The 17,080-nt window shown below is 39.2% G+C and carries 18 protein-coding genes; 14 read left to right on the forward strand and 4 right to left on the reverse strand.

Translation table 11 applies throughout. The features are described from left to right. Nucleotides 1-71: 71 nt before the first annotated feature. The 8 genes from pyk (at nucleotide 72) to FF105_RS04420 (ending at nucleotide 7,648) form a co-directional block, all read left to right on the forward strand. Complete coding sequence (gene pyk, locus FF105_RS04385; RefSeq protein ID WP_139967949.1) at nucleotides 72-1,493, forward strand: pyruvate kinase; 1,422 nt, start codon at nucleotides 72-74, stop codon at nucleotides 1,491-1,493. A 166-nt stretch (nucleotides 1,494-1,659) separates the two neighbouring features. Continuing rightward, nucleotides 1,660-2,859, forward strand: a complete 1,200-nt coding sequence (locus FF105_RS04390) for an ammonium transporter (RefSeq protein ID WP_010291520.1) — start codon at nucleotides 1,660-1,662, stop codon at nucleotides 2,857-2,859. Between the two features lie 101 nt (nucleotides 2,860-2,960). Further along, a complete protein-coding gene (locus FF105_RS04395; protein ID WP_010291521.1) occupies nucleotides 2,961-3,953 on the forward strand; it encodes a PhoH family protein in 993 nt (330 codons plus the stop codon). After that, complete coding sequence (gene ybeY / locus FF105_RS04400) at nucleotides 3,953-4,435, forward strand: rRNA maturation RNase YbeY (protein ID WP_010291522.1); 483 nt, start codon at nucleotides 3,953-3,955, stop codon at nucleotides 4,433-4,435. The genes FF105_RS04395 and ybeY overlap by 1 nt, the downstream gene beginning before the upstream one ends. Next, nucleotides 4,419-4,886, forward strand: a complete 468-nt coding sequence (locus FF105_RS04405) for a diacylglycerol kinase family protein (RefSeq protein WP_010291527.1) — start codon at nucleotides 4,419-4,421, stop codon at nucleotides 4,884-4,886. The genes ybeY and FF105_RS04405 overlap by 17 nt, the downstream gene beginning before the upstream one ends. A 46-nt stretch (nucleotides 4,887-4,932) precedes the next feature. Continuing rightward, nucleotides 4,933-5,844, forward strand: coding sequence for a GTPase Era (gene era / locus FF105_RS04410; protein ID WP_010291529.1), 912 nt, complete (start codon nucleotides 4,933-4,935; stop codon nucleotides 5,842-5,844). A gap of 59 nt (nucleotides 5,845-5,903) precedes the next feature. Next, nucleotides 5,904-6,689, forward strand: a complete 786-nt coding sequence (gene recO, locus FF105_RS04415; protein ID WP_010291530.1) for a DNA repair protein RecO — start codon at nucleotides 5,904-5,906, stop codon at nucleotides 6,687-6,689. Next, complete coding sequence (locus FF105_RS04420; protein ID WP_010291531.1) at nucleotides 6,686-7,648, forward strand: asparaginase; 963 nt, start codon at nucleotides 6,686-6,688, stop codon at nucleotides 7,646-7,648. The genes recO and FF105_RS04420 overlap by 4 nt, the downstream gene beginning before the upstream one ends. Before the next feature lie 52 nt (nucleotides 7,649-7,700). On the opposite strand, the gene FF105_RS04425 is transcribed toward FF105_RS04420, so the two are convergent. From FF105_RS04425 to FF105_RS04435, 3 genes are read right to left on the reverse strand one after another with little or no spacing between them, the layout of a single operon-like run. Continuing rightward, nucleotides 7,701-9,056, reverse strand: coding sequence for an aspartate kinase (locus tag FF105_RS04425; RefSeq protein ID WP_147651363.1), 1,356 nt, complete (start codon nucleotides 9,054-9,056; stop codon nucleotides 7,701-7,703). 33 nt (nucleotides 9,057-9,089) lie between these two features. Beyond that, nucleotides 9,090-9,968: a homoserine kinase gene (thrB, locus tag FF105_RS04430; protein ID WP_010291533.1), complete on the reverse strand. Its 879-nt coding sequence runs from the start codon at nucleotides 9,966-9,968 to the stop codon at nucleotides 9,090-9,092. Next, nucleotides 9,965-11,242, reverse strand: coding sequence for a homoserine dehydrogenase (locus FF105_RS04435; RefSeq protein WP_010291534.1), 1,278 nt, complete (start codon nucleotides 11,240-11,242; stop codon nucleotides 9,965-9,967). The genes thrB and FF105_RS04435 overlap by 4 nt, the downstream gene beginning before the upstream one ends. A 108-nt stretch (nucleotides 11,243-11,350) precedes the next feature. On the opposite strand from FF105_RS04435, the gene thrC reads away from it, so the two are divergent. The 5 genes from thrC to FF105_RS04460 all read left to right on the forward strand — a co-directional run bounded on the left by thrC (nucleotide 11,351) and on the right by FF105_RS04460 (nucleotide 15,943). Then, entirely contained in the window at nucleotides 11,351-12,820 is a 1,470-nt protein-coding gene (thrC, locus tag FF105_RS04440; RefSeq protein ID WP_148422882.1) for a threonine synthase, read from the forward strand. 92 nt (nucleotides 12,821-12,912) lie between these two features. Further along, nucleotides 12,913-14,145, forward strand: a complete 1,233-nt coding sequence (glyA, locus tag FF105_RS04445) for a serine hydroxymethyltransferase (RefSeq protein WP_188352624.1) — start codon at nucleotides 12,913-12,915, stop codon at nucleotides 14,143-14,145. Between the two features lie 37 nt (nucleotides 14,146-14,182). Next, the gene (locus FF105_RS04450; RefSeq protein WP_234456345.1) at nucleotides 14,183-14,731 is read left to right on the forward strand and encodes a 5-formyltetrahydrofolate cyclo-ligase; all 549 of its coding nucleotides are present in this window, start codon (nucleotides 14,183-14,185) and stop codon (nucleotides 14,729-14,731) included. A gap of 100 nt (nucleotides 14,732-14,831) precedes the next feature. Further along, a complete protein-coding gene (locus FF105_RS04455) occupies nucleotides 14,832-15,251 on the forward strand; it encodes a MarR family winged helix-turn-helix transcriptional regulator (RefSeq protein ID WP_010291539.1) in 420 nt (139 codons plus the stop codon). A gap of 11 nt (nucleotides 15,252-15,262) precedes the next feature. Continuing rightward, a complete protein-coding gene (locus tag FF105_RS04460) occupies nucleotides 15,263-15,943 on the forward strand; it encodes a cation transporter (RefSeq protein ID WP_148422880.1) in 681 nt (226 codons plus the stop codon). Between the two features lie 97 nt (nucleotides 15,944-16,040). On the opposite strand, the gene FF105_RS04465 is transcribed toward FF105_RS04460, so the two are convergent. Further along, on the reverse strand, nucleotides 16,041-16,667 hold the full coding sequence (locus tag FF105_RS04465) for a site-specific integrase (RefSeq protein WP_148422879.1): 627 nt from the start codon (nucleotides 16,665-16,667) through the stop codon (nucleotides 16,041-16,043). Between the two features lie 79 nt (nucleotides 16,668-16,746). On the opposite strand from FF105_RS04465, the gene FF105_RS04470 reads away from it, so the two are divergent. Then, on the forward strand, nucleotides 16,747-16,989 hold the full coding sequence (locus FF105_RS04470; protein WP_139968603.1) for a transposase: 243 nt from the start codon (nucleotides 16,747-16,749) through the stop codon (nucleotides 16,987-16,989). Nucleotides 16,990-17,080: the final 91 nt, after the last annotated feature.

Raw genomic sequence — 17,080 nt, forward strand, 5'->3', positions numbered from 1 at the left:
AGAATGTATAAAATAGAGTTTGGGTAAAGTTGCACAAGCAACAGCCAAGATAATTAAGGAGCTATTTAACCATGAAAAAGACGAAAATCGTCTCAACACTTGGTCCGTCATCATCAGATGTCGAAACAATTGTCAAGTTGATCCAAGCAGGAGCCAATGTGTTCCGTTTCAACTTTTCACACGGTGACCACGAAGAACATTTGGGTCGCATGAATGCAGTTCACGAAGCCGAAAAGATTACTGGTAAAACAGTAGGTCTATTGTTGGACACTAAGGGTGCCGAAATCCGTACAACAAAGCAAGCCGATGGCAAGATTGAATTCCACACTGGTGATACTTTGCGCATTGCAATGGACGAAAACCTTGAAGGTACAAAAGACAAGATTGCTGTTACATATGCGGGCTTGTTTGATGATGTTAAAGAGGGTGGTCAAGTTTTGTTTGATGACGGTTTGCTTGGCACAACTGTCATTGAAAAAGACTCTGCCAACCGTGAGTTGGTTGTTCGTGTTGATAACGATGGTATTTTGGGATCACGTAAGGGTGTTAACGCACCGGGTGTTTCAATCAATTTGCCAGGTATCACTGAAAAAGATGCCGATGACATTCGTTTTGGTTTAGATCACGAAATTAATTATATCGCAGCCTCATTTGTTCGTAAGCCTGAAGACGTGCTCGAAATTCGTGCATTGTTAAAGGAAAAGAACATGGAACATGTTCAAATCATTCCTAAGATTGAATCACAAGAAGGTATTGACAACCTTGATGCTATCTTGGAAGTTTCAGACGCTTTGATGGTACCACGTGGTGACATGGGTGTTGAAATTCCTGCCGAAAACGTGCCTTTGGTTCAAAAAGACATGATTCGTAAGATGAACAAAGCTGGTTTGCCAGTTATTACTGCAACACAAATGCTTGACTCAATGGAAGAGAATCCACGTCCTACTCGTGCCGAAGCTTCCGATGTTGCCAACGCTGTGTTTGATGGTACTGATGCAACAATGCTATCAGGTGAGTCAGCAAATGGTGACTATCCAGTTGAAGCAGTTGCTACAATGGCTGCTATCGATGAAAAAGCTGAAACATCATTACGTGAAAACGGTCGTCATGAAGACATCGTCTTTGATGAAACAGACTCAACTGAGGCCGTGGCTGCATCTGTTGCCCGTATTGCACGTAACGTTGGTGCTAAGGCAGTTGTTGTTTCAACTAACTCTGGTTACACAGCACGTATGGTTTCTAAGCACCGTCCAGATGTTAACATCTTGGCAGTTACTTATTCAGAACGTGTACAACGTGGATTAACTTTGAATTATGGTGTTGTGCCTGTTGTTTACGATGCGCCACAAACAATCGATGAGATGGTTGATTTGGCTAAAAAGGCTGTTAAGGAACAAGGATTAGCTAACACTGGTGATACAATTGTTATTGCTGCTGGTGTACCAATGTCACAATCTGGTACAACTAATATGTTAACCGTTCAAACTGTTTAATGTTATTCTTTAATCAATTATGAGCTACTGTTAAGCGTATTTGCTTAATGGTAGTTTTTTTGTGAAAAATTTTCAGAAATTTCATGTAAGCAAACCTGCCATAATTAATTGCTGAAATTGGTATACCTGTTAATATTGATAGTAATTAGAAATTAGGAGTAGGCGTATGAATAGTGGAGATTTGGCGTGGGTATTGATTTCAGCAGCACTTGTCTGGGTTATGACACCTGGACTTGCTTTGTTTTATGGTGGATTAGGTGAAAGGCGTAATTTACTACATACGATGTTTGTGCCTATCATGATTATTGGTATTGCAACACTAGTGTGGTTTGTTATAGGATATTCACTCTCTTTTGGTGGCTCCGGAAGTGTCATTGGTAATTTTAAGCATTTATTTATGACAAACGTGTCCTTTACACATTCTACTAAGAGTTTGACAATTCCTGATGGTGCCTTTGCACTATTTCAAGGGATGTTTCCAATCATTACGGCTGCAATCATTACCGGTTCTGTTATTGGTCGTGTTCGTATCAAGGCAATGCTCGTGTTCATCACTTTGTGGTTGATTTTTATTTATTCACCACTGGCTCATATGGTTTGGGGCGGTGGACTACTTGCACAATTGGGTGCAATTGATTTCGCTGGTGGTACAGTTGTTCATATTTCCAGTGGTGTTACCGGTCTGGTATTGGCACTAATGATTGGACATCGTCATAATGATCAACACGTACCTGTTCGACCTTCATATGTCTTAATTGGTGGCGCTTTACTTTGGGTTGGGTGGTTTGGATTCAACTCAGGATCGGCATTGGCGGCCAATGGAACGGCTGTTTTAGCCCTAGTAAACACGTGGTTGGCTTCTGCGGTTGCGGTATTGACTTGGGGATTAGCTGAATATCAATGGCACAAACGTGCAACCTTGTCAGGTATTACAAGTGGTGGCGTTGCTGGCTTAGTGGCGATTACACCTGCTGCTGGTTTTGTGGATCCATGGGCAGCGGTTCTTATGGGATTATTGGCTGGATTCGTTGGATTCTTTGGTATTACTTTTGTAAAAAATAGTTTTGGTTATGATGACACATTGGATGCATTTGGTATTCATGGCATCGGTGGTACAGTTGGCGCAATTCTGACGGGTGTATTCGCTGACAAACAAGTCGGCGGTGTTGCGGGTTTGATCAATGGTGATGCTTCGTTAGTTTGGAAGCAGATTGTTGCAGTATTGTTTACAGTCGCTTTTGCAGCCATTGGCACCTTCTTATTAGCCAAAATAACTGAGGTTATTGCAGCACCATTACGTTTAACACCTGAAGAGGAATCAAAAGGTTATGATACATTGATGCATGATTTAACAGTAGAATCATAAGAGCCATTGGCTCTTTTTTTATTCACAAACTAGGTCATTAACTACCAACAGCCTTACCAATATGGTAAAATAAAGGAAATACATTTAAGGGGAATTGCTTTTTGACAACGCAAATTCAGCAATTTTTTACATTTGAAAATGCCGAGCAACAGACAAAATTGGTCGGTGTGAATGATAACTTTTTGAGATTAATTGAAGAAAGTTTGGATGTACAACTTCATGCTCGTGGTGATCAAGTTGCTATATCGGGTGACGAGGACAAGGTATCACTCGCAAAGGCGGTTTTACGAGAATTGACTGATTTGATTAAGCATCAAATTAGTATTTCAGCGACTGATGTTGTGAGTGCAACAACGATGGCACAACGTGGCACACTTGAATACTTTGGCGATCTATACTCAGAAGTATTGATTCGCGATAATAAAGGGCGCTCAGTTCGTGTGAAGAACTTTGGACAACGTCAATATATTCAGTCAATTCGGAAAAATGACGTCACTTTTGGTATTGGTCCAGCTGGAACAGGGAAAACCTTTTTAGCTGTGGTTATGGCAATTGCTTCGCTAAAACGTGGTGAAGTCGAGAAAATAATTATTACGCGACCAGCTGTTGAAGCTGGTGAGTCACTTGGCTTCTTACCGGGGGACTTAAAAGAAAAAGTTGATCCCTACATGAGACCAATATATGACGCAATGAATACCTTGGTTGGTGCTGAGCAAACGCAAAGATTGATGGATCGTGGTGTGATTGAAATTGCACCATTGGCCTACATGCGCGGGAGAACACTTGATGATGCGTTTATTATTTTAGATGAAGCACAAAATACAACAAATCAACAAATGAAAATGTTTTTGACGCGATTGGGTTTTGGGTCCAAAATGATTATCAATGGTGATGTTTCACAGATTGACTTACCACGTGGTGCAAAATCTGGATTGATCGCAGCACAACACATTTTAAAGGATGTGAACCGCATTTCGTTTATTCATTTTAGTAGTGCTGATGTCGTCAGGCATCCAGTAGTTGGGTTGATTGTCAACGCTTACGAAGCAGCTGATAAGAAGCTAGCAGCATTAAAAAAGGAGCAACAAAACTAATGGATTTAGCCATTATCGATCAAACAAAAGATGGGGTGAGTCAATATCATCAGGATTTAGTCCGCGCAGTGTTGGATTACGCAGGCAGCTATTTAAAACTGCCTGATAACACTGAAATGTCAGTAACATTCATGAATAATGATGAAATTCATCGTTACAACAAAACTTACCGTGGTATTGACAAGCCCACTGATGTCATTAGTTTTGCCATCGAAGAAGATGGTGATGATTTTCCTGTGTTGCCCGATGAAGAAATGGATGAGGAGCTTGCAAAAAATATTGGTGATATTTTAGTGTCAGTTGACATTATTGCTTCACAGGCTGAGTATCTGGGGCACAGTTATGAACGTGAACTTGGCTTCCTTGTTGTTCATGGTTTCTTACACTTGAATGGTTATGATCATATGCTAGGAGACGCCGAAGAGAAAGAAATGTTTGATTTACAGCGAAAGATTTTAGACGATTATGGGCTTAGACGATAAACAATTAGAGGGTGCACCGAAAGATTATAATAAGAAGGTACAAAGGAATAGTTCCTTTTTTCGTGCCTTAAAAAATTCATTGCATGGCATTTGGATGATTTTAGTTCGTGAGCGTAACCTTAGAATTCATATATTTTTGGGTTTTTTAATCTTAATTGCTGGTTTACATTATGGTTTGGTTCGTTCGGATTGGTTGTGGGTGACAGTAGCCGTCTTTACAGTTATTTCAAGTGAATTTTTGAATACAATTATTGAAGCATTAGTTGATTTAGTTGTTGAGAAACGTTACCATCCTTTGGCAGGTTTAGCAAAAGATGTTGCAGCTGGTGGTGTATTAGCGGCTGTTGCCTTTGAAATCATCATTTTATTGATTGTTTTTCAGCCCTATGTTTGGCGTCAGTTTGGTATTGTGACGAACTTTTCGCAGTTTATTCATAATTTTAGTAGATAGTAAATAGATTTTTAGGAGAAAATGGGCCTAGGCGCCGTAATATATTATGACAGAAAATGTATTTAAATCAGGATTTGTGGCCATTATTGGTCGACCTAATGTTGGAAAATCCACATTACTCAATCGTATTGTGGGCGAAAAAATTGCCATTATGTCGGATAAGGCACAAACTACGAGAAATAAAATTCAAGGTATTTACACAACTGATAACGCCCAAGTTGTGTTTATTGACACGCCAGGCGTGCATAAGCCGCAAAATTCTTTGGGAGACTTTATGGTTAAGTCTGCTTTTTCAGCCTTGCATGAAGCTGACGCAATTTGGTTTGTGGCTGATGCTTCCATGCCGAGAGGACGTGGCGACGACTTCATTATTGAACGCCTTAAAGAAGTGAAGAACACACCTATTTATCTGTTAATTAATAAAATTGATCTGTTATCACCAAAAGATTTGTTAAATGTGATTGCCAGTTACCAAGAAAATGCACCAGAGTGGACGGAAGTATTTCCAATTTCAGCAACTGAAGGTGACAATGTGCCTGAATTACTGGATAACATTGTGGCAAACTTGGATGAAGGACCACAATATTTTGATTCGGATCAATTGACTGATCACCCTGAGCGATTTGTTATCGGAGAATTGATTCGTGAAAAGGTGCTACAATTAACTCGCCAAGAAGTGCCGCATTCTGTTGCGGTTGTCATTGATAAAATTGCTCGTGAAGATGAAGAAAAAATCCATATTCAAGCATCAATCATTGTTGAGAGACCAACGCAAAAAAACATTATCATTGGTAAACAAGGTGCAATGATTAAGCAAATTGGAACTCGTGCCCGAAAAGATATTGAGCGTTTGATGGGTGACAAAGTCTACTTAGAAACATGGGTGAAAGTTGAGCCAAGATGGCGTGATCGACCACAAGCGTTACAAACATTGGGTTACAGTGAAGACGATTATTAATTTTAGCAAGGTATCTCGCAAAATCAATTTCATGAAGGAAAATTTGATGGCTTCGTGTTATGGCAATAATTAAGGGCATTGTGTTAAACACAAAACAGTACAAGGATAATGATTTATTAGTTCGCATACTAACTGAAACGGCTGGTTTGCGGACTTTTTTGGCGCGGGGTGCCAAACGACCTAAATCAAAATTGGCTGGCGGTGTGCAGCCTTACGCATTGATAACCTTTGAAGGGGCTTGGCCAAAAAAAGGCAGTGGTCTAGGTTATATTAATGATATTCAATCAGTGAAGATGTTTTCTCGATTAGTCGATGATATTGAAGTTAATGCCTATGCCGCTTTGATTGTGAGTTTGATTGATGCAACATTTGAAGAAAATCAAATTATCACACGCTGGTATAATCAATTAGCAATTGCATTACAGAAATTAGATGAGCAATTAGATCCACAAATAATCGCAAATATTTTTGAAATTCAACTGCTGGTGCCGCTCGGGATTGCTCCCAATTGGCGTGCTGATCCTATTAGTGGTCAAACTGACGGTCGATTTGATTACTCGGAAAAGTATAATGGCATCATTTCTGAAGAACATTTTGATTTGGATGATCATCGACTCATGTTGGATCAAAAAACGGTTTTTTATTTAAGACAATTTAGCATTATTGATATGCGGCAAGTCCATGAAATCAACATGTCTACTAAAACGAAGCGTGGCTTACAAAAGGTTATTGATTACATTTATGAAAATCAGGTTGGTCTGAAACCAAGAGCAAAAGTATTTATTGAGCAAATGCACTCATGGCAAAATCAACTCATAAACTTTAGAAAGAAGACAGATATATGACAAAAATACTAGTTTTGCACACTGGTGGTACAATTTCAATGCATGAAGATGAAGATGGTGATGTTGAGACTGGTGTTGTCAATCCATTGACTGAAGCTCAGGTAAAAATAACAGATGTTGTGTTGCAGGTTGAAAGCATTTTTAACCTGCCAAGTGAACATATTGGACCAAAACATATGTTACAGTTACAGCAGCGAATATTAGCAGCAGGCAACCAATTTGATGGTGTGGTTATTACACATGGTACGGATACATTAGAAGAAACTGCTTTTTTCTTGGATAGTACCCTCAAAGTTGACTTTCCGATTGTGATGACTGGTGCAATGCGGTCTTCTAATGAGTTGGGTTCTGATGGTTTATATAATTATCAATCAGCTTTGCGTGTTGCAACTTCAGACGCTTCACGAAAACGTGGTGTGATGGTTGTCATGAACGACGAAATTCATGCTGCTAGATTTGTGACTAAAACCCATACAACTAACGTGGCAACTTTTGCTTCACCAATTAGTGGCGCGATGGGCTTACTCACTAAAAGACAAGTGATTTATTTTTATGACTTGCCGCGACGTCACGTTTTACCAATTCAGCAGGTTAACCAGAATATACCAGTTTTAAAGGCTTATGCTGGAATGGATGGTCAATTATTCCAATTATTGGCTGATTCTAATGTTAACGGTCTGATTATTGAAGCATTGGGCGCCGGTAATTTGTCCCGAGAAGCCGCAAAGGGTGTAAGTGTTGTGCTAGAAAAGGGCATTCCTGTTGTGATAGTTTCACGTAGTTTTAATGGCGTAGCCGAGCCTGTATATGATTATTTAGGTGGTGGCGTACAATTAGAACGAGCAGGTGTCATTTTTGCCAGCAGTATCAATGGTCCTAAAGCGCGTTTGAAGCTGTTGATTGGCCTTGAAAATCAACTTACCCCTGATGATTTGCGTCATTATTTACGAAGCGTTTAATAGAAAATTAGTGATACATTATAAAAAGGGCTCAAATTTTGAGCCCTTTTAACTATTTAAATATGTTTTCATAGATTGCTTTGACGGCACGGTCTGACAGGTCCGGCTGAATACCAAGCATAATTGATATTTCACTGGCACCTTGGTTGACCATTTGTAAGCTAATATGGTGTTCTTTTAATGGTGATACAATTTCAGTCAATGCACCAATACGATTGCGCATCCCTTCACCGACTACCATTATAATACCGTAGCTGGGAAGCCATTTGAGCGTATCAGGTTTAATTTCCGATGCAATATCGGCCAGCATACCATCTATTTTTTCTTGAGTTAAAAGTGTTTTGTCAAAAATGATTGTCAAGTCGTCAATACCTGATGGCATGTGTTCATAGGATATTTGATGACGCTTTAAGATTTCAAGAATTCTGAGTGTGAAGCCGACCTCTTTGTTTAATAAATAACGATGGAGATATAGTGCCGCAAAGCGATTCGAGTTAGCAATGCCAGTCACCGGACGGGATTGCTGAACTTCAGTTGGAGGGACAATAAATGTCCCTGGGACCTCAGGATCATTGGTATTTTTGATATTAATACGTATGCCACCTTGAATAGCTGGAATAATTGCTTCATCATGAAATACAGCAAATCCAGCATAAGACAATTCACGCATTTCATCATAAGTCATTTGCTCAATCGCAGCTGGTTTGTCAATAATATTCGGGTTAACAGCGTAGATTGCACTGACATCAGTGAAGTTTTCGTATAAGTCAGCTCGCAGACCACGTGCCATAATCGCGCCGGTAATATCTGATCCGCCTCGAGAAAAGGTTGCCATATCACCACTTTTAGTATAGCCAAAGAATCCTGGTACAATGAGGCGTTCTGATGTTGATAAATCAAGTTCAGCGATGGTATCGTATGATTTCGTGTCAAAAGTTGCTTGGCGCGCGTTATCATCGACCAATAAACCTATTTCTTTTGGATCAATAAATCTTGCTGAAACACCCAAGTGAGTAAAAACCTTGGCTACTAATTGCGCATTTAGATACTCACCATGAGCAGCGAATGCGGCGTATAAGTAATCAAAAGAGCGGTAATGTTTGGTTGACAAGTGATCAATTTGTTCATCTAAATCAGCTAAGTCGTAGTCTGGTAAATCAAAATAGTTGCCGATTGCGTGATAACGATGTTTGATAGCTTCAATGATATCTGTTGCGTCTGTATCTTCAATTGTTGCTCTGGCGTAACTGAGAAGCAAGTCAGTTACTTTAGTGTCGTCTTTAAAACGTTTTCCAGGTGCTGACACAACCACAACTTTACGTTCTGGATCATCTCGGATAATATCAAAAACTCTTTTTAGTTGTTGACCGTCAGCCAAAGATGAACCGCCGAATTTTGTAACTTTCATAATGGTATCGCGCGCTAATTGACACGCGTCCTCCTAATCGTTTGTTTGAACTATAGCACCGGTTAAATCGGTATGTAAATGATATGTTTTTCCAGGTAATTGGGCCAAATTAATCGCTGTCATTAAGCGTTGGGCTTCCGTTTCATCAACAACAGAAATGATAGTTGGACCAGCACCCGACAAATAAGTACCAACAATGTTTTGCTGGTGTGCAATACGACGAATGATTGTCAGTTCTGGGGCAAGATGTGCTCGTGCCTCTTCATGAAATAGATCCTGTTCAATTAGGTGCCGTGCAGTATCGATATTATTGCCAGCTAAAGCCGCTACAAGCGTATTGCTAATTGCGCTGGCAGCAACAGCTTGTTTGAAAGGTAAGTCTTTTGGTAAGGCGGCGCGCGCTTTTTCCGTCAAGAGCTGATAATCTGGTATAAAAGTAACAAAGCTTAATGACTTTGGAAAATGTAATGGCGTGTGAAAGACAGTTGTCCCATCATAATAAGCAGCGACGGCACCACCAAATATAGCCGGTGCAACGTTGTCAGGGTGTCCTTCTAGCTTAGTGGCAATTTGAAGTAAATCTTCTTTAGTGTATTGCTTATTGTCTAAGAGATTAACCATTGATAAAGCAGCAATCAAAGCTGATGAGGAAGAACCAAGACCACGAGCTAGTGGAATATCTGATTTTACAACTAAGCGATGTGGTTTCAGCGAAGGTGCAATACGCAATGCTGTCGAGACAATAAAATTATTTTGATCAGAGGGCATGCTATCGCCGTAATCATGAAAAACTTTCCAACTGTCTGCTGGTTCGTGAATTTCAAGTGTTAAATATAGACTTAGAGCCAAGCCCAAAGAATCAAACCCCGGACCAATGTTGGCACTAGTGGCTGGCACTTTTATTGTAATCATGAGAAAATTTTGTACTCCGAGACTAGATTGATACCATCTGCGTTGCGGATAGTCGTTTTAATGACATTTAGTTGTGCGTCTGAGGCAGGATATGTGAGTGCAACAAGACGTGCATAGCCATTTTTAGCAGGTGTTTGCTTTAAATCGGTGAAACTAATTTTGGCTGAGGTAAACATACCTGTCACAGAATACATTGCACCAGGTGTATCAGCCACATCAACGACTACAAAACGACGTGCCACACGTTGGGATGGTTTGGCTAAATCAAGATTTTGATTAAATGTGTTAAATGGCTTACCTGGTGTGTAATTTGTGGCAACATTAGTCAAATCACTTAAAACTGAGTTAGCAGTTGGCATTTCACCCGCACCAGGACCATAAAGCATGACTTCACCTACAGACTCACCATTAACCAAAACAGCATTGTTTTCATTATGAACTGTCGCTAACGGATGATCAAAAGGTACTAAGTGAGGCGCGACTTCAATACTAATAGCGTTATTTGAATCTCCAACGCGTTGCGCAACCCCGAGCAATTTGATGCCATAACCAAAACTTTGGGCATCTTCAATATCTAAATCCGTTAAGTTCGTGATCCCACTGATGCTAACATCTCCCAAGACGGGTTGCACGCCGAAAGCAAAATTTGAAAGAATAATGAGCTTATAGGCGGCGTCGAAACCAGCGACGTCATTAGTAGGATCAGCTTCAGCAAAGCCTTTTTCTTGTGCCAAAGCCAAAGCATTCTCGTATGTCAAACCATTTGATGCCATTTGTGTCAAAATAAAATTACTTGTACCATTAATAATACCAGCTACACGAGTAATTTCATCGGCAGTAAAACTAGTTGCAAGTGTTCGCAAAATTGGAATACCGCCGGCTACGGCAGCTTCATAATAGAGGTCTACGCCATTTTCATTAGCTAAATTAGCGAGCTCTTGACCATGACTAGCAATAAGGTCTTTGTTAGCAGTCACGACGTGCTTTTTAGCAGCGATTGCTTGCTTGATAATGTCGTAGGCTTCACTAATACCGCCCATGACTTCCACAACAATCTGAATATCTGGATTATTTAAAATGTCGGATGGTTGGTCAGTAATTGGAAAATTTTGGACAAAACCCGCTCGCTGTTTATTTAAATTATGCACAACGGCATGACGAACCACCAAATTAGCGCCAGTACGTTCGGTAATTTGGTGTGCATTTTGTTGTAAAATTTTAACGACACCTGTGCCGACTGTGCCAAGTCCAAAAAGACCAATTCCAAGTTCCATATTTTTTTCCCTTTTATATTTAATGTCTTATAATTTTATCATTTTTAAAGCAACAAATAAATAGATTTGTTATAATAAATTAAAATAACAATAAAGGAACTTAATTAAATGCAGTATATATCGACGCGTGGGGGAGCACCGGCAGTTTCTGCTAGTCAGGCTATATTGAATGGTATTGCGCCAGATGGCGGCCTTTATGTACCAGAATCGTGGCCTGAAATATCAGTAGATTGGGACACACTTAGCCATCAAACGTATACGGAAATTGCGACGCAAATTTTCGACGCATTTTTTGATGATTTTAGCGTATCAGAAATAGATCATATCATCTGTAAAGCCTATGGTCGTCAATGGGATAATGAGAAAATTATCACTTTACATCAGGAAAATAATCTGCATTATATTGAATTGTTCCATGGTCCAACATTAGCTTTTAAAGATGTTGCACTTCAAGCGTTACCACATTTGCTAACAACTGCCGCCAAAAAGCAGGCCATTAGTGATAAAGTGGTCATTTTGACCGCAACTTCTGGGGATACTGGGACAGCGGCTATGAGTGGCTTTGCGGATGTACCAAATACAGAAATTGTGGTGTTTTATCCAGAAGTTGGTGTCAGTGATATCCAACGTCAACAAATGGTAAGTGAAACGGGTAAAAATGCCCACGTTACAGCAATCACTGGCAATTTTGACGATGCTCAAAAAGCAGTTAAGACCCTTTTGAGCAATCAAAAACTCGTTCAAGAATTAGCTGACCATCACATGCGTTTTTCGTCGGCAAATTCAATTAACATTGGTCGATTAGTGCCACAAATTGTTTATTATTTTTATAGTTACGCTCAACTAATTCGACAAAATGATATCAATGCTGGGGATAAAATTAACATTGTTGTACCAACCGGTAATTTTGGTAATGTTTTGGCGGCTTACTATGCTAGTCAAATAGGGTTACCTGTCAATGATTTTGTGGTTGCTTCAAATGAAAACAACGTTTTAACAGATTTTTTTAATACTGGTGTTTATGATAGTAAGCGGCCATTTAAAGTCACAAATGCGCCAGCAATGGACATTCTGGTATCGAGCAATTTAGAGCGAGTGTTATACTTTGCAAGTGATCGTGATGCTTCAGAAGTTCAATCATATATGACGGCATTAGCTGATGAAGGGCAATACAAATTGTCTGAACGAACGCGCCGCAATTTGAAACAGTTTAAATCGTGTTTTGCAACACAAAAGCAAGTGAGCGACACTATCTTGTCGGTATTTGATCAAACCAATTATTTAATTGATCCTCATACTGCTGTCGGACGCTATGCCTATCAGTTAGTCAGTGATCAAAACATCCCCACCTTATTAGCCGCCACTGCGAGCCCATATAAATTTCCACAAACTATTTTATCAGCGCTTGGTGATGAGCCAATTGAAGGTGCTGAAGCATTGACACGTTTGTCAAGTAAGACCAATACAGACATTCCAAGTCAGGTGCTAACTTTATTTGATAAACCAATCTTGCATCAAAAAGTAATTACGCCAAATGATATTTTAAAATCATTAAAAACCGAACTCTTTGATAAATAAAGCACAATATTTCGGTAAAATGTACGATATTAGGTCAAAATAATAAACATTTACGTGTATAATATAGTTATATTAAATGCAAGGAGAACGAAATGTCATATCGTGAATTAGATTCTGAAGTGTGGAGCGCTATTCAACAAGAAGGTGCCCGTCAAAACCGCACAATTGAGTTAATTGCTTCCGAAAATTTTGCTTCAAAAGCTGTTCGTGCCGCACAAGGCTCTGTGTTAACGAACAAATATGCTGAAGGTTATCCTTACAAACGTTATTATGGCGGCACAGAGTATGTTGACGTCGTTGAACAACTTGCTATTGATCGTCTTAAGGCATTGTTTGGTGCCGAATATGCAAACGTACAACCTCATTCGGGATCTCAAGCTAACGCTGCTGCCTATATGGCATTCTTGAAGCCAGGCGATAAAATCCTTGGCATGGATTTGGATGCCGGTGGTCATTTAACACACGGCGCCAAAGTTAGTTTTTCTGGTAAAATGTATCAGTCTTATACTTACGGTCTTGATTCTGAAACTGAGCGACTAGACTATGAGGCAATTGCACAGCAAGCACGTGAAGTAAAGCCACAAATGATTGTTGCTGGTGCTTCTGCGTATTCACGTATTATTGATTTTCAGAAGTTCCGTGATATTGCCGATGAAGTCGGAGCATATTTGATGGTTGATATGGCACATATCGCAGGACTCGTGGCAGCAGGATTGCATCCTAATCCAGTCGGCGTTGCTGATGTAGTTACTTCAACCACACACAAGACGCTACGTGGACCACGCGGTGGTGTTATTTTGTCACAGGAAAAGTATGCAAAGCAAATTAATTCGGCTATTTTTCCCGGATCACAGGGCGGCCCGTTGGAACATGTTATTGCAGGTAAGGCGATTGCATTTGGTGAAGCCTTGCGACCAGAATTTAAAGCGTATGCAAAACAAGTGATCCTTAACGCGCAGGCAATGACTGAAGTATTCAATGATACAACCGATATCCGTGTTGTTACAGGTGGCACAGATAATCACTTGTTTAACTTGGATTTGACGCAAACTGGTTTAAACGGTAAGCAAACGCAAGAACTACTTGATTCAGTATCGATTACAACAAATAAAGAAGCCTTACCGAATGAACAGCTCAGTCCTTTTGTGACCTCAGGCATTCGTATTGGCACTCCGGCAATTACAACGCGTGGGTTCAGTGAAGATGACGCACGTCAAGTCGCTCAATTGATTGTAACAGCTATTCATCACCATGATGATGAGAAAGTGTTAAAGCAAGTGAAACGTGACGCAGAAGTCTTGGCAATGTCTCATTTGTTTGAATAAAATGAAAGCTGGCTCAGCCAGCTTTTTTGGTGAAATCATGATCAATAAAAACGAACAACGGCAACTGCAAAAAGAAGCATTAAAAACATTATCAATACATCAAAAAAAGATGGAATCAAACCAACTCTACCAGCTTCTTTTCGAGACAGCTGCTTGGCAGGAGGCAGGAACGATTGCTGTGACATTGAGTATGCCATTAGAACTGGATACAGCGCCAATTATTGAAGCCGCTTGGTCAGCAAACAAAAAAACTGTTGTTCCTAAAATTGTTCACCATCAAATGATATTTGTACCATTTGATGATGCTTCTAATTTACAAACAGGTCAATTGTCAATTAGAGAACCTGTTACTGATAGTGCTGTGCCAGAAAATAAGATTGATTTAGTAATTGTTCCGGGGTTGGCATTTACAAAAAATGGCGCACGTCTTGGATTCGGGGCGGGATACTATGATCGTTTTTTGGAAAATTATACCGGCAAAACGGTTGCGTTAGCGTTAAGTCGTCAGGTTAAAAATGCTTTACCTATTGAATCTCACGATCAGCGAATTCAAGAAGTGCTAACAATTCAAGAGACAAAAGATTAAAGATATATTTTTTTATTGACAAATCAAGTTTCAATGCGTATAGTTAACATAAGTAGTTAACAAAAGTAACTACTTATGTTAACTACTTGGGGGTGATGTAATGGAACAAATTAGTCAATTGTTTTCAAAACTTTATGACAAAGTGGCTATTAATTATCAAAATAGTCCGACAAGAAGTCAACTTTTTCCGGAATTGTCGGCTAATGATGAATATTATTTAGATATTCTGTATAGTCAATCGGAAACAACAGCAACTCAGTTTGCGGATCAAGCGGGTATTTCCAAGCCTGCTGCAACACGTATTGTCAAACGCTTTGTGCAAGCCGGTTACTTAGTTAAAAAACCGTCTCAACATGATAAACGGGTAATGTACCTGACGCTAAGTCCGGAAATGTTGCGACATTGCCAGCAGAATTATCGACTTTTTGATCAGGTATTTTTAGACGCAATATCAATTTTGAATGAGTCAGAACAACATCAGTTACAGCAGCTGATGCAGAAAGTTGATCAAAATTTGTAAAGGAAAATCAAATGAATCAAAAACGAATTGAACAGCGTGGATTGTGGCTGGGCATTCTAATTAATACTATAATGGCGGTGTCGGGGATTACGGTTTTTTTAATTACTGATATTGAGGCATTGTTTGTAGACGCTTACTTTACTGTCATCACACTGGTTTCAGGTATGGTATCAATTATTATTTCAAAAGTGAGTAGCAAGAAGAGTCAACGATTTCCAGATGGTTTATTTGTTTTAGAACCGATATTTTCTTTATGTCAGTCATTATTGACAATTGTTTTGTTATCTTTGTCAGTTGTAACTGTTAGTGTCAAGGCCTATCTTTATTTTGCCTTTGGGGAAGGACAAATGATGAATGTGGGCCCAGTGTTACCATACGAAATGGTAATGGTGTGTTTATCGTTTATGTTATCATGGTTTTATTCGCGACAAAATAAGAAGATCAACAATAGCAGTACCCTGCTATTGACTGAAACAAAAGGCACTTTAATTGATGGTATTATGTCTTCAGGTATTGGCGTGGCAGCGTTGTTAATTTTCTTAATTCCAGTTCATTCACCATTACATTTTTTGTTGTATACTGGCGATTTTTTTGTCACAATAACGTTAATTGCCTTTACTATCAAAATGACTTTTCAAAGATTTTTGATATGTTTTAACCAATTTTATATAAACGCTGATTTAATGGCTTAAATGTTGATATAACAATGTTTTAATGGGTTTTCTATTTACTAACAATAACTATTAAATACTACTATTTTCTATATCATTTGTACACTTTTTGTACACTTTACAGTGCGTTTAAAAGGAATATTGTTTTATCTTCCTCTTGGTCGCGTAGTGACTTTAGCAAGTGAGAATATACTTGTTGAGTGATAGAAACATCAGCATGTCCTAAACGTTCTGATACATATTGAATCGCAATACCTCGTGAAGTTAAGTATGAAGCATGTGAGTGTCGTAATGCGTGAAAGGTTACATTTTTGATTCCTAATTCCTTGGTTGCAGAATGTATATACCAAGTAACTCTTTGAGCGTTGGATTTCACCATATAATCGTCATCTACTGTTTCGATTAATTTTAAAGTATCTAAGAGGGTGTCGTCGATTTTTATTTTTCGAATACTATTTTTAGTTTGCGGCTTTCTTTCGTTTCCGTACATATCAATGGTTTTCGTTACTGATAATTCTTTATGTTGGTAGTCTATATCAGATTGTCGCAGTGCCGCTACTTCTCCAAATCGTAAACCGGTGTGAATAGAGATTATCATGGCCAAGAAAGCATCGTTTTCTAAATACCGATCATAAGCATAGCTTTCAAACTTTTTCATTTCGTCTAATTCTAAAAACTTCATATTGCTATCTTTACCATCTAAGCCAACAGTTTTTACTCTGATAGTAGGGTCTCGTTTTATCATACCTTCTGCATATGCTCTTATACTAAAAAAATGGACTATTTTTATTCAGTCCGTAAAATGAAAGTATAGGAGTATTTTTATGTCAATTCGTTATTCACAAGATTTCAAAGATTCATTGGTTAAACTTCACCAAGAAGGCCGTTCACTTAAATCATTAGCAGAAGAATTTGGACCTTCAAAAGATTCTATTGCTATTTGGGTCAAGCAAGCTACCCCAGTCATGATTCAGGGTCAGTCAAAGACGATAAAAGATGTCAAGCAACCAGCGAAACGACTCGCTAGTTTGGAGGAAGAAAACGAAATTTTATCACGCATATCCTGACAGGCATTGAGCGGCCATCTTACTAGCCGAAAAATAGTTCGTAATGTGGGATTGCCGCTAGTTAACCAATTTTTAGCACAAGGCTACGCGC

It is taken from the genome of Leuconostoc sp. UCMA20149, from assembly GCF_030400235.1.
Lineage (GTDB): Bacteria > Bacillota > Bacilli > Lactobacillales > Lactobacillaceae > Leuconostoc > Leuconostoc pseudomesenteroides.